Here is an 18,630-nt window from a genome sequence, read left to right on the forward strand (position 1 = left end):
CCAGATTGGGCCCCGTCCAAGGGGGGCCCCGACGAAGGGGCTGAGAGGCTGCACCGTTCCCTCACCGGAACCCCGCAAGCGACCCTTGAACCTGATCCGGGTCATGCCGGCGGAGGGATGGGACACCTTGGCTTCACGACAATCCCCGTCCGTCTTGCCTCTGGCCCATCCGCCTGTCGCCGACGCGCGTTCGCGCATCCGGCCAACATCATCTGCCTGAAGGGAGGCGCCCCATGAACGTCCCGGTCAAGGACATCAAGCCCGCGGTCACCACCGGTCCGCTCCCCGCCTCCCGCAAGGTGCATGCGATCCCGGCATCCGCGCCGGACCTGCGCGTGCCGCTGCGCGAGATCATCCTGTCGGAAGGCTCGGGCGAGCCGCCGCTGCCGGTCTATGACACGTCGGGTCCCTATACCGACCCCTCCGTCGTCATCGACGTGGAGAAGGGCCTTGCCCGCGCCCGCAGCGCCTGGGCGCTGGAGCGCGGCGGGCTCGAGGCCTATGACGGCCGCGAGGTGAAGCCCGAGGACAACGGCCATGCCGGCCGCCACCTCGCCCGCGCCTTCCCGATCTCCCACCAGCCGCTGCGCGGCGTCGGCGATGCGCCCGTCACCCAGTACGAGTTCGCGAGGCGCGGCATCATCACCAAGGAGATGATCTACGTCGCCGAGCGCGAGAATCTCGGCCGCAAGGCGATGATCGAGGGCGCCGCCCAAACCATTGCCGATGGCGAGAGCTTCGGCGCGGAGATCCCGGCCTTCATCACCCCTGAATTCGTCCGCTCGGAGATCGCCCGCGGCCGCGCGATCATCCCCTGCAACATCAACCATCCGGAACTCGAGCCGATGATCATCGGCCGCAATTTCCTGGTGAAGATCAACGCCAATATCGGCAATTCCGCCGTCTCCTCCTCCATCGAGGAAGAGGTGGACAAGCTGGTCTGGGCCATCCGCTGGGGCGCCGACACGGTCATGGACCTGTCGACGGGCCGCAACATCCACAACACCCGCGAATGGATCATCCGCAACTCGCCGGTGCCGATCGGCACGGTGCCGATCTACCAGGCGCTGGAGAAGGTCGGCGGCGATCCCGTCAAGCTCACCTGGGAGCTCTACCGCGACACGCTGATCGAGCAGGCCGAGCAGGGCGTCGACTATTTCACCATCCATGCCGGCGTGCGCCTCGCCTATGTGCCGCTCACCGCCAAGCGCGTCACGGGCATCGTCTCCCGCGGCGGCTCGATCATGGCCAAGTGGTGCCTCGCCCATCACCGCGAGAGCTTCCTCTACGAGCATTTCGACGAGATCTGCGACATCATGCGGCGCTACGACGTGTCGTTCTCGCTGGGTGACGGCCTGCGCCCCGGCTCGATCGCGGACGCCAATGACGCGGCGCAGTTCGCCGAGCTGGAGACGCTGGGCGAACTCACCCAGATCGCCTGGAAGAAGGGCTGCCAGGTGATGATCGAGGGGCCCGGCCACGTGCCGATCCACAAGATCAAGATCAACATGGACAAGCAGCTGCGCGAATGCGGCGAGGCGCCCTTCTACACGCTCGGACCGCTGATCACCGACATCGCCCCGGGCTACGACCACATCACCTCCGGCATCGGCGCGGCGATGATCGGCTGGTTCGGCTGCGCGATGCTCTGCTACGTCACGCCGAAGGAGCATCTCGGCCTGCCGAACCGCGACGACGTGAAGACCGGCGTCATCACCTACAAGATCGCCGCCCATGCGGCCGATCTCGGCAAGGGCCACCCGGCCGCGCAGCTGCGCGACGACGCCCTGTCGCGGGCGCGCTTCGAGTTCCGCTGGGAGGATCAGTTCAATCTTGGCCTCGACCCGGACACGGCGCGTGAGTTCCACGACGAGACCCTGCCGAAGGAGGCGCACAAGGTCGCGCATTTCTGCTCGATGTGCGGGCCGAAATTCTGCTCGATGAAGATCACGCAGGACGTGCGCGACTATGCGGCGACGCTGAACGACCCGGAGCGCCGCGCGGTGGCGGGCGCCGACGGGATCACGGCCGAGGAGGGCATGGCGCAGATGAGCGAGAAGTTCCGCGCCATGGGCGGCAAGGTCTATGTCGAGACCACGGAAGCCGTGAAGGCCAGCAACGCCAAGCTCTAACGTAGCACGTTTTGGCGCACCAGTTACGCTTCACCAAAGCGAACAGCGTCGTCTGTCGCGAAGGTTTCTGAAAGCACGCAGTGCATAAACTGGAATTTTTCCCCGTTGCTACGAGGGAATTTTCCTCTTTTCCACTGCGTGTTTTCGATAAGATTTTTGAGAAGGACTGGGCGGTTAGCTATTTTCTCGAAGCTTTTGCTCGCCTCTGCGTCATTTTTGTACAGCATTTCAGAGCGCGTCTCTATTTGATTTTTAATCAAATCAAATTTGAGGCCGCTTACATAATCAGGTGAGCCAAAGAATATTTTCATTATATTGTCATCTGTTACAATGACGTTGTCAAATCTTAAACCAGTTCCAAGGCAATTATTGATTATAACAATCTCAGTTATTTCGAATTGGCTCAATGTTGACGGTTCAATGTCGAAAATGCGCGCAATTTTTTCCCAATTTTGCTTCAAGATAAGTGTCTTGCGGTGCACTTGATCTGACGCTTTTTGTAATTTTCTCCTATAGTTGTACCGTTCCATGGGCTCTGTCGGCTGAATCAGGCATTTTATTTCTCCTATAATCAGCCGACGGTCAATTTTGCATAAAAAATCTATTTGCTCTCCGCCGATTGTGACGGAATTTTCTACGCAGCGTGTGGAAGTTAGATATTTGTTACCGGCTATTAGCTCGCAGATCGTCTTTCGAAAGCTCGCCTCAAATTGTAATCCGCGTCGAACATCTGCTGCTTCGTCACTGAAACCAGCTTTAGCAAGCCACCCCTCTACGCGACGGATCACCGATCCTGAAGAGATAGGAGCGAATGCGATGCAAAGTCGATCGTCTCCTACAGGGACAATTGGAAAGGCCCACACACCTCTCGAAAACAAATGACTTATATTGCTGTCCGCGGACAGGAAATCAATGCAAGCAGCGATTACAGTGTCCTTCTCGGAGAGGCATTCGGAAATCGCCCGAATCAAATCTCTCTTGTCCGTATTCAGCGACCAGGACGCCGCGGCATCGTAACTTAGTTCCCACTTTGGATTTTTTCGCAGCAAAATTTCGCAGGCATCACGCAGAATACACCAAACATTCTGAAGTAGTCTACATGATAAATTTGCATCAGCCGATTTAAGTGATTCGTCTAGAAAGGGAGCTAGGTATGAGTTACTTAGAATATTAATCTCGGCTTGGTGGAGTCTTTGACTTTTCGACGCGCCGGAAACGTCACCGATGCGAAATCGCCTATTTGATTTACTGTTTCCTCCTATGCCAGTTATTGTTTTCGGAACTGCTGGGGGAATCCGCTGGCCGGAGCGCAATCGTTCCCGAGTCTCAACAGAATCGAGAACGTTTGTTTGAGTTAGTATGCTCTCCTGCCTCCAGAGACCCGCCTCCCATATCACGGCTAGCTCGCTATTCCTGGGCGTAAGACAGATTTCCTTCTGATTGTCATCAATATACCACTCGTCCCAAAGGACCTGGTGCCAAAAATCTCGCAACGTCCTCTCAATGGAAAGAACGAAAAAATCGGTCACTATCCCGCTGGTGTTCAAACGCAGTGCACAATGTGGCGTTTCATCTCTTCGGAATGCGCGCTCCAGGTAATTTGGAATCGAGTCAACAAGTGAGGTGATGAGACTATCGACATCAAGCTCGTTTCCATCGAAGCCAGTCTTGATTGGAATTTTGGACAAAGTGTTAAGGTGCGCGATGCCCTCGTGCTTCCGTAGTGCGTCGGATGCTTTCTGCTTAACGACGTTGAAATTACGGTTCGCCAGTGCTAAAGTTAAAATAATTGCTGAAGATCGAGATAAATTTGGAAATATCTTATCTTCAACGGCGCGCCTGAAACTTGATATCTCTTGGCCAAAAAAAAGCGCGGCGTCCAATAGGTCTTTGTCTCGCGGGGAAGGCTTCTCTAGGCGCAAAAACGCTTCGACCCACGAAACACCGTTGAACGTCCGGCTGGTCGGGTGTGGAAGCTCTCGCTTCTGGGTCAACTGATCAAATAGCGACGACGTAGCAAAGCTCCAAACGTGCTTTAAGCGAGCCATTATCAGTTGGAACGTTCAGCGCGTTCGTCGACTTCGTCAAGGCTCAAACGGAGCTTCGTATGCCCCTCTCCCGCCGCGTCGTCCTCGCCGCCCGTCCCGACGGCATTCCGCAGGCTGAGCATTTCCGCGTCGAGGCCCATGAGCCGCTGGCGCCGAAACCCGGCGAGGTCGTCGTGCGCAACCAGTTCCTGTCGGTCGAGCCGGCCATGCGCGGCTGGGTCTCGGCGGTGGCGAACTATGCCGAGCCGGTTGGCATCGGCGAGGTGATGCGCTCCTTCGCTTCCGGCGAGGTGATCGCCTCGGAGCATCCGGGCTACCGGCCCGGCGACAAGGTGACGGGCATGTTCGGCTGGCAGGAGGTGGCGGTGGTGCCGGCCTCGGCGGTCAGCCGCAAGGTCACCGAGACCGACCTGCCGCTCTCCACCTCGCTCGGCGTGCTCGGCCTCAACGGCGTCACGGCCTATTTCGGCCTCCTCGATGTCGGCTGCCCCAAGCCCGGCGACACGGTGCTGGTCTCGACCGCCGCCGGTTCGGTCGGCTCGGCGGTGGGGCAGATCGCCAGGCTCATGGGCTGCCGCACGGTCGGCATTGCCGGCGGCGCGGCGAAGGTGCGGCAATGCCTCGACGATTTCGGCTATGACGCCGCCATCGACTACAAGGCGACGAACGACCTCGCGGCGGCGGTGGCCGAGGCCTGCCCGCGCGGCGTCGACGTCTATTTCGACAACACCTCCGGCGCCGTCTCCGACGCGGTGCTCAGGACCCTCGCCATGGGCGCGCGGGTGGTGATCTGTGGCACGGCCTCCGTCGCCTCCTGGGACCCCTGGCCGGCGGGACCGCGCCCCGAGCGGCACCTCCTCGTCAAGCGCGCGCGGATGCAGGGCGTGCTCGCCTTCGACTATGCCCACCGCTTCCCCGAGGCGCTGGCCCGCCTTGCCGGGTGGGTGCGCAGCGGCGAGCTGCGCTATGCCGAGGACATCCTGGAAGGCATCGCGGCGGCGCCCGATGCCATCGCCTCGCTCTATCGTGGCGAGAACCGCGGCAAGCGGCTCATCCGGCTGCATGGCTGATCGATGACGCCGGTTTCCGACAGCCCGGCCGCATCCGGCCTCGGCGCGCCCTCGCTGCCGGACCGCATTGCCGCGCTGGCCCTCGCCCATCCGGTCGCCACCGCCATCCTGATCTTCGCGGCATCGCGGGTGGTGGTCTGGCTCGGCGTGATCTTCGCCGACATCGTCATCGCCCCGCGCACCGGGCCGGGCCTGTGGAGCGTCGGGGAGTACTGGTTCCACCGGCTGCTGCGCTGGGACGCCGGCTGGTACATGAGCATCGTGCGCGAGGGCTACCGCGTCGGTGCGACGCCCCAGGCCGAGGCCTCCATCGTCTTCTTCCCGCTCCTGCCCATGCTCGCGCGGGGCCTGTCGGTCGTCACCGGCCTGCGCGGTTTCGACGCCCTGCTGGTGGTGGGGAACCTGGCATCCCTCGCGGCCGTCGGCCTGCTGGCGGCGCTGGTGCGGCCGGTTTTCGGGCCGAAGGTCGCGATCCTCTCGGCGGCGATCCTCGCCTTCACGCCCACCTCGGTGTTCCTGTCCTCCGCCTATACGGAGCAGGTCACGCTGGTCCTCGTGCTGCTGATGTTCCTTGCCATGGCGCGCGGCTGGTTCTGGGCGGCCGCCCTGGCGGCGGGCCTCGCCACCGCGGCCCGGCTCACCTCGGTCGCCGCAACGGCGGCCCTGGTCGCGCAGGTCGTGCTCGCCGGTGCGGGGCCTGTCCCGCGACGCCTCGTCCTCGGCGCGGCGCTCGGCCTCGTCGGCATCGGCGGGCTCCTGGCGTTCATGGCCTGGCAGGCCTGGGTGTTCGGCGATCCGCTGGCCTTCCTGCGGGGCCAGGAGGCCTGGTCCGGCGCCCTCGGCGCTGGCCAGCGGCTGTGGCGGGTGGTGACGCTGCGGCCGATCCTGTCCACCAACGGGGGCGTGCCGTGGTTCCTGGTCTTCACGGCGCTGGTGGTCATCGGTGCCTGGCGGCTGCCCTGGACCTGGACGCTCTATGGCGCCCTCGCGCTGGCCATTCCCTATCTCACCGTTGCCACCGGGTTGCCGGGGCTCGGCTCGATGCCGCGCTACGTCCTCATCGTCTTTCCGGCCATGGTGACCGCGGCGCTGCTGCTGGAGCACCGCCCGCGGCTGACCCTCGCCGTGCTCGCGGCGGGGGCCATCGGGCTCTTCGTCATCACCGCCCGGTTCAGTGGCTGGCACTGGGCGGGGTGAGGCGTCAGGCGGCGGGGGCCTCGGCCAGCAGCGCGTTGAGGTCGAGGCGCTTCGTCACCATGGCGAGCGTGCCGTCGGCATTGCGCGGCCATTCCGCCTCGGGCCGGTCGCGGTAGAGCTCGACGCCGTTGCCATCGGGATCGGAGAGATAGAGCGCCTCGCTCACCCCGTGGTCGCTGGCGCCATCCAGGCGGATGCCGGCCTCGACGAGGCGGCGCAGGGCATCGGCGAGCGCTGCACGGTCGGGATAGAGGATCGCCGTGTGATAGAGGCCGGTCGTGCCCGGCGCGGGCGGGCGGCCGCCCCGGCTCTCCCAGGTGTTGAGGCCGATATGGTGGTGATAGCCGCCGGCCGACAGGAACACCGCCTGGTCGCCGTAGCGCTGGGTGACCTCGAAGCCGAGGACGTCGCGGTAGAAGGCGAGCGAACGGTCGAGATCGGCCACCTTCAGGTGGACATGGCCGATGCGGGTGCCGGCGGCGACGGGGCGCGGCGGGCTCTCCGTGGGGACGAGAGGGGCGGCAGTGGCGGTGGTCATGGTCATGCTCCTCGGATCGTTTGCGGCTGCGCGCCGCGTCGTCCCAAAACATGCGCCTGCCGCCCGGCTGATGCGAGAGCGGCAAGTGGATTCTTGCAGTCATGCAAAATCAGCGTGCGGATCAGCCGATGCGGGTTGCGAGGATCTTGTCGATGCGGCGGCCGTCCAGGTCGATCACCTCGAAGCGCCAGCCGCCCTTGTCGAAGGCCTCGCCCACCTGCGGCAGGCGCTGCATCTCATGCAGCACGAAGCCGGCCACGGTGTGGAAATCCGCATCGCGGTCCATGGCGACGCCGAACTGGGCGGCGAATTCGTCCGCCGCCATCCAGCCAGCCACCAGCAGCGAGCCGTCGGCGCGGGCGACCACCGCGGGCTCCTCGTCCGCCTCGTCGGGCAGGGCGCCGACAATGGCCTCGAGCACGTCGTTGGCGGTGATCAAGCCCTCGAAATGGCCGTACTCGTCGAAGACCAGCACCATGTGGGCGTTGGAGGCGCGCAGCGCCCTGAGCACGTCGAGGGCCGGCGTGCGGTCCAGCACCACCGGCACGTCCTGGATGAGGCTGGCCATGTCCGGGCGGCCCCGGGCGCCGAAGGCCTCCAGCAGGTCCTTGGCGAGGATGATGCCGACGATGGAATCGGAATCGCCGTCCTGCACGGGCAGGCGCGAACGGCGCGTCGCCACGGCGCGCTGGCGGATGGTGTCCAGCGGCTCGGCAAGATTGATGACCTCCACCTCGCGACGGGGCGTCATCAGCGCGTTGGCGGTGCGGTCGGCAAGGCGCATGACGCCGGCGATCATCTCGCCCTCGTCGCGCTCGATCACGCCGGCGGTCTCCGCCTCGGCGATGATGGTCTTCACCTCCTCCTCGGTGACCTTCTCGCCGCTCTCGCCACGCTGGCCGAGGAGCGTCAGGACCAGGCGGCCGGAATTGTCGAGGAGCCAGACGAGTGGAGCGGCGACGCGCGACAGCAGCGACATGGCCGGGGCCACCATCACAGCGATGCGCTCGGGGTCGCGCAGGGCGACCTGCTTGGGAACCAGTTCGCCGATGATCAGCGACAGATAGGTGATGAGGATGACCACCGCGCCGACGCCGAGCCATTCCGCGATGTTCTGCGAGAGGCCGAGCTCCTGCAGGCCGTCGCTCGCGCGCACGCCGAGGGTCGCGCCCGAGAAGGCGCCAGAGAGCACGCCGACGAGGGTGATGCCGATCTGGACGGTGGAGAGGAAGCGGCCGGGATGCTCGGCCAGCCGGAGGGCGGTGCCGGCACCGCGGCTACCCTGTTCGCTCAGCACCTTGAGACGCGCGGGGCGGGAGGAGACCACCGCCAGTTCGGACATGGCCAGGACGCCGTTGACGACGGTCAAGACCAGGATAATCGCTATCTCGAGGTACAACGATCTCTCGCATGATGCGGTTGCCGCACTCGATATCGGCCCGCTTCCGGCGCTCCTCATACAGGATGGAGGGCGCATCGCGCCATGGCCTGCCGTCGCAGCCGGCATGTGCGCGTCACCGCCTCGCTTGACAGGACCCCAAGGCACGGGGACAAGGCGCGACCGATCCTGGCCTCCCGCGGAACCCGCACCATGTCCCACGCCCAGCTCCAGTCCGTCATCGAGACCGCCTTCGAGAACCGCGCCGAGGTGACGGCGGCGACCAAGGGCGAGATCCGCGAGGCCGTCGACACCGCCCTCGACCTGCTCGATGCCGGCACGCTGCGCGTTGCCTCGAAGGAGACCGGCGAGTGGGTCGTGCACCAGTGGCTGAAGAAGGCGGTGCTGCTGTCCTTCCGCCTCAACGACATGACCACCATTGCCGGCGGCCCGGGCGGCTCATCCTGGTGGGACAAGGTGCCCTCGAAGTTCGACGGCTGGGGCGCCCCCGAATTCTCCCGCGCCGGCTTCCGCGCCGTGCCGAACTGCGTCGTGCGCCGCTCGGCCTTCATCGCCAGGAATGTCGTGCTGATGCCCTCCTTCGTGAATCTCGGCGCCTATGTCGACGAGGGCACGATGGTCGACACCTGGGCGACGGTCGGGTCCTGCGCCCAGATCGGCAAGAACGTGCACCTCTCCGGCGGCGTCGGCATCGGCGGCGTGCTGGAGCCGCTGCAGGCGAACCCGACGATCATCGAGGACAACTGCTTCATCGGCGCGCGCTCCGAGGTGGTCGAGGGCGTCGTCGTCGGCCAGGGCTCGGTGATCTCGATGGGCGTCTATCTCTCGGCCTCGACCAAGATCGTCGACCGCCAGACCGGCGAGATCCATGTCGGGCGCGTGCCCCCCTATTCGGTCGTCGTCTCCGGCAACCTGCCGGGCAAGGCGCTGCCGGGCGAGAACTGGGGCCCGTCGACCTATTGCGCCGTCATCGTCAAGACGGTGGACGAGAAGACCCGCTCCAAGACCGGCATCAACGAACTGCTGCGCGACTGAGGCGGCAGGTCCCGTGGCCCGCTTCGACTGGACGAGCCGGAAGGTCTGGGCGGTCCCCGCCGTCTGGTCCTATCTCCTGCTCTCCTTCGAGGGGCGCATTCCGCGGCTGCCGTTCTGGATCGCCGCCGCGGCTCTCAACATCGTGGCCTATCTGGCCGATCGCGTGGCCCTGAGCCTCGGCGGCAATCCCGCCGCGGCGGTGGTGGGGCTCGCCTTCCTCTATCCCTCGCTGGCGCTCGCCATCAAACGGGCCCACGATCGCGGCCATTCCGACCTCTACCTGCTCTTCCTGTTCCTCCCCGCCTTCCTCGTGACGGTGCTGCAGGTGCTCGGCTATCTCGATTCCTCGGGCCCTGTCGGACCCGTGCTGTCGATCCTCGGGCTGTGGGTGCTCATCGCCCTGATCGTCCTCGTCATCGACCTTGGCCTCCTGCGCGGGCAGGAGGGCCCCAACGCCCATGGGCCCGACCCGCTCGCCTGACCTGTGCGACGAGGCCCCGGTGGGCGACATGGGGCGGAAACCTTCGGCGTTGACCTTGCGGGCGCCACCGGCCACCCTTGGCACGGGTGGCGTTTCCGGCAGTGTCAGACCCGAGGCAGACCCATGGACTTTCAATATCTTTTCCTGAACGGCGATGGCCGCATTCCCCGCCGTGACTTCTGGATCGGCATCGCCATCCTGATCGTCGCCAATATCGTGCTCAGCGTGGTTCTGGGCGCGATCGGCTCGATGATCGGCGGCATGTGGGGCGCGATCATCCTCATCGGTCTCGCCGGCCTCGCCATGGCCCTGCCGGGCTATTTCCTCATGGTGAAGCGCTCGAACGACCGCGACTACCCGCAGACCTATGTCCAGGCCCTGACGGCGCTCAACATCGCCTTCCAGCTCCAGGCCATCGTGCTGCCGATGACCATGGGCGGGCAGAGCCTGCTCGCCAATCTCTTCTCCATCGCCATCGCGTTGGCGGGCCTCTGGGCGCTGGTCGATCTCGGCTTCTTCCAGGGCACCCGCGGCCCGAACCGCTATGGCCCCGATCCCCTGGAAGTTCCTCAGACATGACATCCGATCCGGTCGCGCTGGCGCGCGCCCTCATCCAGTGCCCCTCCGTCACACCGGCGGAGGGCGGTGCCCTCGCCTTCCTCGAAAGCGTCCTGAAGCCTGCCGGCTTCACGGTCGAGCGCGTCACCTTCTCCGAGCCGGGCACGCCGGACGTGGACAACCTCTATGCCCGCATCGGCACCGAGGGCCCGCACCTGACCTTTGCCGGCCATACCGACGTGGTGCCACCCGGCGATGCCGGCCAGTGGCGCCACGGGCCCTTTGCCGGCGAGATCGTCGACGGCCAGCTCTATGGCCGTGGCGCAGTGGACATGAAGGGCGGCATCGCCTGCTTCCTCGCAGCGGCGCTGGACCATGTGGCCGCCGAGGGCGGCAAGCCGAAGGGCTCGATCAGCTTCCTCATCACCGGCGACGAGGAAGGCCCCTCGGTCAACGGCACGGAGAAGCTCATCGCCTGGGCGCATCAGCGCGGCGAGCGCTTCGACCATTGCATCGTCGGCGAGCCGAGCAATCCCGAGGCCCTCGGCGACATGATCAAGATCGGCCGGCGCGGCTCGCTCTCGGCCATCGTCACGGTCGGGGGCCGACAGGGGCATGTCGCCTATCCGCAGCGGGCGGCCAACCCGATCCCCGTCCTTCTGGCGATCCTCAACCGGCTGACCGCCGAGCCGCTCGATGCGGGCAACGCCCATTTCCAGCCCTCGAACCTGGAGATCACCTCCATCGATGTCGGCAATGGCGCGACCAATGTCATCCCGCAGGCGGCGACCGCCCGGTTCAACATCCGCTTCAACGACGAGCATACGCTCGACAGCCTGAAGGCGCGGATCGAGGCCGTCGTGGCCGAGGCGGCGCGGCCGGGCATCACGCCGTCGGTCAGCTACGCGCGAGGCAATTCGCAGAGCTTCATCACCAAGCCCGGCCCCTTCGTCGAGATGGTCGCCGAGACCATTGCCGAGGTCACCGGACGAAGCCCGGAACTGTCGACCACCGGCGGCACGTCGGACGCGCGGTTCATCAAGGACTATTGCCCGGTGATCGAGTTCGGCCTTGTCGGCCAGACCATGCACGCGGTGGACGAGCGGGTGGGGGTCGAGGATCTGGTGGCGCTGACGGCGATCTACCGGCGGATCATTGATCGGTATTTCGGGGGTTAGGGACCCTGGAATGCCCCACCCTCACCCTCCCCGCTGCGCGGGGAGGGGGACTACCAGCTCCCGCCTTGTTCGCAACGGCGGGGCCAGGCGCGACCGACCATGAAGAAGGTGGGACGTCATGGTCCCCCTCTCCTTCGAGCAATGCGAGAAGGGGAGGGTGCGGGTGGGGCCTGCCAGCCGCACCACTTCTCCGGATGGCTCACCCCCAGATCAGGTTCGCCGCCAGCAGCGCGGCGATGATCCACAGCGCCACCGTCGAGGAGCGGTTGCGGCGGGCCTCGGCCTCGCCAATGCCCTTGAGCGAGTCCGGGGCGAGCACGAAGCCCTCGCGGGTCAATTCGTCGATGCGCTCCGACAGCATGGCGGCGCGCGTCAGCAGGGCCGGCGCCTCGGCGATGACGCGCCCGACCTCGCGGACGCCGGCGCCCGCCTCCTCGATGCGCCCGACCGGACCGAGATTGCGGGTGATCCACTCGCGCACCACAGGCTCCGAGCTGGTCCAGATGTCGAGCCGCGGATCGAGCGAGCGGGCGACGCCCTCGACGACCACCATGGTCTTCTGCAGCAGGATCAGCTCCGTGCGGGTCTTCATGTCGAAGATCGCCGTCACCTCGAAGAGCAGGGACAGGAGCTTCGCCATGGAAATCTGGTCGGCGGTGCGCGAATGGATCGGCTCGCCGATGGCGCGGATGGCCTGTGCGAACTCATCGATGGAATGGTGGGCCGGCACATAGCCGGCTTCGAAATGCACCTCGGCGACGCGGCGATACTGCTTGGTGATGAAGCCCAGCAGGATCTCGGCGAGGAAACGGCGCTCCTTCGGGCCGATGCGGCCCATGATGCCGAAATCGACGGCGACGAGATTGCCATCGCGGTCGGCGAACAGATTGCCCTGGTGCATGTCGGCATGGAAGAAGCCGTCGCGCAGCGCATGGCGCAGGAAGCTCTGGATGACGATCTGGCCAAGCGCCCGCGCATCGATGCCGGCGGCGTCGAGGCCCGCACGATCGCCCAGCTTCAGCCCGTCGATCCATTCGGTGGTGAGGACGGAGCGCCCGGTGCGGTTCCAGTCGACCGAGGGCACGCGGAAGCCGGGATCGTCCTTGGTCCGCTCCGCCATTTCGGATGCCGCGGCCGCCTCGAGCCTCAGATCAAGCTCGATGGCCATGGAACGGGCGAGGGTGTCGACGATGCCGAGGGGTTTGAGGCGGCGGCTTGCCGGCACGAGGCGCTCGGCGAGATGGGCGGCGAAGTAGTAGTCGGCGAGATCGGCGCGGAAGCGGTCCGCCACGTTCGGCCGCAGGATCTTCACCGCCACGTCGCGCTCCACCTCGCCGTCGCGCACCCGGGCCTTATGGACCTGGGCGATGGAGGCGGCGGCGATCGGCGGGCCGAAGGCGATGAAGGCGGAGGCGACCGGCTCGCCGAGGGTCTCGGCGACGATGGCTTCGGCGGTCGCCTGGTCGAAGGGCGGCACCTTGTCCTGCAGGCTTTCGAGGTCCCGCGCGATGAGCGGGCCGACCACGTCCGGCCGGGTCGAGAGGAACTGGCCGAGCTTCACATAGGTCGGGCCGAGGCGGGTGAGGGCGGCGGTGAGGCGATCCGAGCGCGTGCCGGCGCGGCGGCGCTCGATGAGGCGGGCGATGCGCAGGCCGAGCCGGGCCGGCGGCGGCAGCGCCGCGGGATCGACAAGGGCGAGGACGCCCTCGCGGGCGAAGACGAAGCCGGCCCGCCCCAGGCGGATGGCATGGAGAAGACCTGCGATCACGGCGTCAGATCTTCCAGCCGCCGGAGAGGCAGGCGATGCCGCCGGTCATCGGCGTGACCTCGACGCGCGAGAAGCCGGCCTTGGCGATCATGCCGGCGAAGACGTCGTTGCGCGGGAACTTGCGGATGGATTCGACGAGATACTGGTAGGGCTGGGCATCGCCGGTGACCATGCGGCCCATGGGCGGGATCACCGTGAACGAATAGGCGTCGTAGACGCGGTCGAGGCCGGGCACCACGTCGGGCGAGAATTCCAGCACCAGGAGCCGGCCGCCGGGGCGCAGCACGCGATAGGCCTCGTCGAGCGCCTTCTGGATGCGCGGCACGTTCCGGATGCCGAAGGCGATGGTGTAGCCGTCGAAATGCGAGGAGGGGAACGGCAGGTCCTCGGCATTGCCCTGGACGAAGGTGACGCGGTCCGACAGGCCGCGCTTGTCGGCGCGGCCCTGGCCGACCTTCAGCATCTCGCCGTTGATGTCGCAGACGGTGGCGGTGGCGCGCTCGCCGGCACCGACCACCTTGAAGGCGACGTCGCCCGTGCCGCCGGCCACATCGAGGTGGCGGAAGGGCCGCGTCTTCGACAGACCGAGCCGTGTCACCATCACGTCCTTCCAGACGCGGTGGAGGCCGGCCGACATCATGTCGTTCATCAGGTCATAGCGCGCCGCGACCTTGTGGAAGACGTCGTCCACGAGGTCTTGCTTGGCGTCGAGGTCGACGCGGCGGAATCCGAAATCGGTCTGGGCGGCTGCTGACATGGCCAGGTCCTGTAAGGTTGGCCGGACCATAGCGGAATGGTCCTGCCGGCGCTATGTGGGGCGGAACGTGGCGTTAGCCCAGTCGCCGTGCCTGACATGGGGCGTTTGCCCGCCGCAGCGGGAGTGAACCCGCGCACGATCTTTGGCGGGCTCCTTGCACGGCAGGCATTTTGATGCTGCGATGCAACATGTGCCTGCCCCATGGGTTGATGGTCGTCATCGCTGAGTCGGCATGACCGACGAGGACAGCTTGCGATGCGTTCCCTTTCCGATCTGATCAGCCGGTTGAAGACGGCCCGCGGGCAGCCCTCGCTGCACCCGGCCGTCCCCTCCCGCCTCACCGCGCTGGGCGGCTTTGGCGCCAATCCCGGGGATCTGGCCGCCTTCTGCTACGTCCCCGAGGGCTTGCCGGCCGGGGCGCCGCTGGTCGTCGCACTCCACGGCTGCACGCAGACCGCCGCCGACTACGATCACGGCACGGGCTGGTCCCGGCTGGCGGACCTGGAGCGCTTTGCCGTTCTGTTTCCCGAGCAGCAGCGGTCGAACAATCCCAATCTCTGCTTCAACTGGTTCGCTCCTGGCGATGTCGCGCGAGAGTCCGGCGAGGCGCTGTCGATCGCCCGGATGATCCGCACCATGATCAGCCTTCACGGGCTGGACCGGGACCGGGTCTTCGTCACCGGCCTCTCCGCCGGCGGCGCCATGGCGGCCGCCATGCTCGCCACCTATCCCGAACTCTTCGCGAGCGGCGCGATCATTGCGGGGCTCCCCTTCGGTTCCGCCGCGTCCGTGCCCGAGGCTTTCGACCGGATGCGCGGCCATGGGCTGCCCGCGCGGCGCGACCTCGAGAGCAAGGTGCGGCAGGCCTCCAGCCATCCGGGCCCCTGGCCGACGCTGTCGCTGTGGCATGGGGCCGCGGACATGACCGTGGCACCCGCCAACATGGATGCCCTCGTCGCGCAATGGAGCCGCTTGCATGGCGTCGAACAGGTCGACGCCGCGCAGACCAGTCTCGGCCCGCATACCCGCCGCGTCTGGCACGACGCGGCAGGGTCGCCGCGGATCGAGGCGTTCAGCATTGCCGGCATGGGCCATGGCGCGCCGCTCGACGGCGCCGGCGGCCTCGGCAGCACGGGGCCCTTCATGCTCGATGCCGGGATCTCCTCGACGCTCCATATCGCGCGCTTCTGGCAATTGACGACAGCCGAGACCGTGCAGTCCTCCTCCGCCCCCAGCGAGAGCGTCACACCCTCCCTGTCCCCGGGCCGTCCCTTTGCTGACCGATCCGTTCCGCAGTGGACACCTCCCTCGGCGACCGGGGGCGTCGGCAAGATCATCGAGGATGCGCTGAGGGCCGCCGGCCTGATGCGGTAACCGGGCTCGGTTGCGGCCGGCGCGTCGTGCGCATAGAAAAACGCATCCCGCGCATAAAATCGGTGTAACCTGCCAAGCTTCACAACCTGTCGGCTGCCCCATGTCGCTGAGCTCCTGGACGCCCGACAGCCTGCGCCGCGCCATCCAGGCCGCGGGGGTCTCGCTGTGGTCCTGGCACGTCGCCGACGACCGCTTCGACATGGACGAGCAGGGTTTCGTGATGTGGGCCGTCGAGCCCACGGACGCCCTGCGCTTCGAGGATCTCTCAGCCCGCATCCACCCCGCCGACAGGGACCGCGTGCGCGCCGCCTTCGCGGCGACGCGCGGCATCGAGGGCTCCTACGAGACCGACTTCCGCATCATGATCGGCGACGAGATCCGCTGGATATCGGCCCGCGGCCTTGGCAGCGATATCGGCATGCACCAGGGGTTCATGTACGGCATCTTCCTCGACGTGACCGGGCGCAAGCAGGCCGAAGAGGGCCACGAGCTCCTCGCCGGCGAGATGAGCCATCGGGTGAAGAACCTGCTGGCCATCGCCTCGGGGCTCACCCAGATCGCCTCGCGGTCCTGCACCACGGCGGCCGACATGGCGAAGGACCTGACCAGCCGCCTGACGGCGCTCGGGCGGGCGCATGATCTCGTCCGCCCGCTTCCCGGCCACCAGGGCAAGGCAGCCCTGCTCGGTGATCTGCTGGTGATCCTGCTGTCGCCTTACGAGGACCTCGGCGCCTTCAGCGGCCGCATCCGGGTGGCGGTGCCGCGCATGGGCGTCGGCGAGGGCGCCGCGACCACCCTCGCGCTCGTCCTGCACGAGCTGGCGACCAATTCCGTGAAGTACGGGGCGCTGTCATCGGACACGGGCACGCTCGATCTGTCCGGCGCGCTGGAGGGCGACAAGCTCAAGATCGTCTGGCTGGAGCGGGGAGGCCCCCGCGTCGATCGCCCCACCAATGGCGGCTACGGGGGCCAGCTGGTGACGCGGAGCGTCAACGGCCATCTCGGCGGCTCCATCGACTATGCCTGGGAGCCTGATGGCCTTGTCGTGACCCTGATGGTCACCGCTTCGAAACTGGCGAATTAGACGGCTCTCATTCCCGAAGATGTGAACGTTCCTACGTATTATTTTACCGCTATGCGACAAACTGCCATCTGATCAACGAATATCTCATCGCGTAGATGGTGCACACGCCTTGATCGGCTGATTTGCTTCAGTGTCGTCATCGCTTCGTGCATCAATAAATCCTTTACGTTTGGTTTTATTTTTGCGGGCGAGGCGCATGCCGGTTTTTTAAGGCCTCGCTTGAGCAGTGGAGACTACGACCTAGCGATTTAAAGCCTTTGATATATTGCGCATGGTTCATGCGCATGGAGGCGCGGGCCCCTCTGGCGAGATCATCCGGCGATCTCGCGATGTCGCGACCTGACGACCTTTCTGCGCCGGTCCGATTGGCAAGACCATGACTGACCGAACTCGTTCTGACGCCCCGCGTGAGCCTGACGTGCCCGCTGGGAGCTCCCTGGCCCGTGAACCGGCAAGGGGCCGTGTGCCGCATCGGCCACCGCCCCCTGGTCATCGCCGCGCCTGACCCGCTTCCCTCACCCCGACCTTCCCGATCGCCCCCGCACCGCGGCGGGCGCCTCTCACCGTTTGCAAAGCCATGACCCGTCTGTTCCTTCGACCTGCCGCAGCCTCGCTGCTCATCGCCCTGTCCGTCATCCCCACGGGCCGCGCCGCAGCCCTTGAGTCATCTACGGCCCTCCGGCCCGTGCCCCTGTCCATCGATGAACGGGCGGTGCGCGCCGCCGGCATCCAGTTGAGCCCCATCCAGCCGGAATCCGGGGCCACCGACCTGTCGTTCCCCGGCATGGTGGCCGTTCCGCCCCAGCAGATCCGGGTGGTCGCCGCCCCCGCCGCGGGCCTCGTCGAAACCGTGCTCGTGGCCCCGGACGAGGCCGTGCGAAAGGGCCAGGTCATCGCCACCATGCGCTCGCCCGAGCTGATCGAGGCGCAGCGCGGTTTCCTCACCGCCATTGCCGACGAGAGCCTCGCCCAGGACCGGCTGCGCCGCTCCCGCTCGCTCCATGAAAGCCGGGTGATCCCCGAGCGCGACCTGCGCGTCGCCGAGACCGAGGCGACGAATGCCGCTGCGAAGCTCGACGAGCAGATCCAGCTGCTGAAGCTCATCGGCATGGCGGATGAGGGCGTCGAGACGCTGCGGCGGACGCGCCGGCTGATGGCCTCCCTGGAGATGCGCGCGCCGATGGACGGCGTCGTGACCATTCGTCACGCCAGCGCCGGCGAGCGTGTCGTCGCGTCGTCGCCGATCTTCACTATTGCCGACCTCAGCCCGCTCTGGGTCAATATCCAGGTACCGGCGACGCGCCTCGGCGCCTTGCAGGTCGGCTCCCGCGTCATCCTGCCGACCCAAGGGGCGCAGGGCCGCGTCATCCGCATCGGCCGGACCGTCGATGCCGCGACCCAGTCGGTCGCGGTGGTTGCCGAGGTCGACACCAATGGCGGCAGCGTGAGGCCTGGCCTCGCCGTGAACGTCTCCGTCCGTGTGGAGCAGAGCGGGCTGGCCCAGTGGCTGGCGCCGCCCTCAGGCGTGGTGCGCCATCGCGACCGGACCTGGGTCTTCACCCGCAATGCCAGCGGCTTCCTCGCCGTGCCGGTGCAGGTCGTCGCCGAGACGGCGCGCGGCGTGGCGTTCCGCGCCGACCTTCCGCCGGGCACCGAGATCGCCACCCGCGGCCTCCTCGCCCTCGTCGCCGAACTCTCCGAGACCGGGGAGGAGTGAGGCCATGCTCGGACGCCTGACCGAGCTGGCCCTGCGCCAGCGCCTCATCGCTTTCATTGCCGCCATCGCGCTCGTCGCCTGGGGCGCCAACGCCTATCTGAAGCTGCCCATCGACGCGTTCCCCGATGTCGCGCCGACGCAGGTGCTCGTCTCCATGCGCGCCGCCGGCCTGACGCCGGAGGAGCTCGAAAGCCGTGTCACCGCGCCCATCGAGATCGCCGCGCGTGGCATTCCCAACCTCGTCCACATGCGCTCCGTCACCCGCTATTCGGTGGCGCTGCTGACCTTCGAGTT

The 18,630-nt window shown here is 66.4% G+C and carries 16 protein-coding genes and 1 riboswitch; of the genes, 11 read left to right on the forward strand and 5 right to left on the reverse strand.

The window, feature by feature from the left end:
* Positions 1 to 9: 9 nt before the first annotated feature.
* Positions 10 to 135: riboswitch (TPP riboswitch) on the forward strand.
* A 98-nt stretch (positions 136 to 233) separates the two neighbouring features.
* Positions 234 to 2,132, forward strand: coding sequence for a phosphomethylpyrimidine synthase ThiC (gene thiC / locus C8P69_RS20805; protein WP_108179378.1), 1,899 nt, complete (start codon positions 234 to 236; stop codon positions 2,130 to 2,132).
* A gap of 23 nt (positions 2,133 to 2,155) precedes the next feature.
* Here the strand turns inward: thiC and C8P69_RS23615 are convergent, their stop codons facing one another.
* Positions 2,156 to 4,015: a hypothetical protein gene (locus tag C8P69_RS23615; protein WP_170118325.1), complete on the reverse strand. Its 1,860-nt coding sequence runs from the start codon at positions 4,013 to 4,015 to the stop codon at positions 2,156 to 2,158.
* Positions 4,016 to 4,239: 224 nt separating this feature from the next.
* Here C8P69_RS23615 and C8P69_RS20810 point away from each other — a divergent pair, with 224 nt between their 5' ends.
* Together C8P69_RS20810 and C8P69_RS20815 are read left to right on the forward strand one after the other, a co-directional pair.
* Positions 4,240 to 5,250, forward strand: coding sequence for an NADP-dependent oxidoreductase (locus tag C8P69_RS20810; RefSeq protein ID WP_108179379.1), 1,011 nt, complete (start codon positions 4,240 to 4,242; stop codon positions 5,248 to 5,250).
* A gap of 3 nt (positions 5,251 to 5,253) precedes the next feature.
* Entirely contained in the window at positions 5,254 to 6,447 is a 1,194-nt protein-coding gene (locus tag C8P69_RS20815; RefSeq protein WP_108179380.1) for a mannosyltransferase family protein, read from the forward strand.
* Positions 6,448 to 6,451: 4 nt separating this feature from the next.
* Here the strand turns inward: C8P69_RS20815 and C8P69_RS20820 are convergent, their stop codons facing one another.
* Complete coding sequence (locus C8P69_RS20820; RefSeq protein WP_108179392.1) at positions 6,452 to 6,985, reverse strand: VOC family protein; 534 nt, start codon at positions 6,983 to 6,985, stop codon at positions 6,452 to 6,454.
* A 121-nt stretch (positions 6,986 to 7,106) separates the two neighbouring features.
* Complete coding sequence (locus C8P69_RS20825) at positions 7,107 to 8,384, reverse strand: hemolysin family protein (protein ID WP_108179381.1); 1,278 nt, start codon at positions 8,382 to 8,384, stop codon at positions 7,107 to 7,109.
* A gap of 192 nt (positions 8,385 to 8,576) precedes the next feature.
* Between C8P69_RS20825 and dapD the strand changes: the two genes are divergently transcribed.
* The 4 genes from dapD to dapE all read left to right on the forward strand — a co-directional run bounded on the left by dapD (position 8,577) and on the right by dapE (position 11,636).
* Positions 8,577 to 9,419, forward strand: a complete 843-nt coding sequence (gene dapD, locus C8P69_RS20830; protein ID WP_108179382.1) for a 2,3,4,5-tetrahydropyridine-2,6-dicarboxylate N-succinyltransferase — start codon at positions 8,577 to 8,579, stop codon at positions 9,417 to 9,419.
* Between the two features lie 13 nt (positions 9,420 to 9,432).
* A complete protein-coding gene (locus C8P69_RS20835; protein WP_170118327.1) occupies positions 9,433 to 9,900 on the forward strand; it encodes a DUF805 domain-containing protein in 468 nt (155 codons plus the stop codon).
* A gap of 123 nt (positions 9,901 to 10,023) precedes the next feature.
* Positions 10,024 to 10,479 carry a DUF805 domain-containing protein gene (locus C8P69_RS20840; protein ID WP_108179384.1) on the forward strand — a complete coding sequence of 152 codons (456 nt, stop codon included), beginning with the start codon at positions 10,024 to 10,026 and terminating at the stop codon, positions 10,477 to 10,479.
* On the forward strand, positions 10,476 to 11,636 hold the full coding sequence (gene dapE, locus C8P69_RS20845) for a succinyl-diaminopimelate desuccinylase (RefSeq protein WP_108179385.1): 1,161 nt from the start codon (positions 10,476 to 10,478) through the stop codon (positions 11,634 to 11,636). Before C8P69_RS20840 ends, dapE begins: the two co-directional genes overlap by 4 nt.
* Before the next feature lie 199 nt (positions 11,637 to 11,835).
* On the opposite strand, the gene ubiB is transcribed toward dapE, so the two are convergent.
* Positions 11,836 to 13,404 carry a 2-polyprenylphenol 6-hydroxylase gene (gene ubiB, locus C8P69_RS20850; protein WP_108179386.1) on the reverse strand — a complete coding sequence of 523 codons (1,569 nt, stop codon included), beginning with the start codon at positions 13,402 to 13,404 and terminating at the stop codon, positions 11,836 to 11,838.
* 4 nt (positions 13,405 to 13,408) lie between these two features.
* Entirely contained in the window at positions 13,409 to 14,161 is a 753-nt protein-coding gene (gene ubiE / locus C8P69_RS20855; RefSeq protein ID WP_108179387.1) for a bifunctional demethylmenaquinone methyltransferase/2-methoxy-6-polyprenyl-1,4-benzoquinol methylase UbiE, read from the reverse strand.
* Positions 14,162 to 14,416: 255 nt separating this feature from the next.
* On the opposite strand from ubiE, the gene C8P69_RS20860 reads away from it, so the two are divergent.
* The 4 genes from C8P69_RS20860 to C8P69_RS20875 form a co-directional block, all read left to right on the forward strand.
* Complete coding sequence (locus C8P69_RS20860; RefSeq protein ID WP_108179388.1) at positions 14,417 to 15,535, forward strand: extracellular catalytic domain type 1 short-chain-length polyhydroxyalkanoate depolymerase; 1,119 nt, start codon at positions 14,417 to 14,419, stop codon at positions 15,533 to 15,535.
* Positions 15,536 to 15,635: 100 nt separating this feature from the next.
* Positions 15,636 to 16,619, forward strand: a complete 984-nt coding sequence (locus C8P69_RS20865; RefSeq protein WP_108179389.1) for a sensor histidine kinase — start codon at positions 15,636 to 15,638, stop codon at positions 16,617 to 16,619.
* Positions 16,620 to 17,196: 577 nt separating this feature from the next.
* A complete protein-coding gene (locus C8P69_RS20870; RefSeq protein WP_108179390.1) occupies positions 17,197 to 18,336 on the forward strand; it encodes an efflux RND transporter periplasmic adaptor subunit in 1,140 nt (379 codons plus the stop codon).
* Between the two features lie 4 nt (positions 18,337 to 18,340).
* Positions 18,341 to 18,630, forward strand: a 290-nt coding sequence (locus C8P69_RS20875) for an efflux RND transporter permease subunit (RefSeq protein ID WP_146167400.1), incomplete at its 3' end; no start/stop codon positions are given.

This window comes from Phreatobacter oligotrophus, assembly GCF_003046185.1.
In the GTDB taxonomy this organism is placed as follows: domain Bacteria; phylum Pseudomonadota; class Alphaproteobacteria; order Rhizobiales; family Phreatobacteraceae; genus Phreatobacter; species Phreatobacter oligotrophus.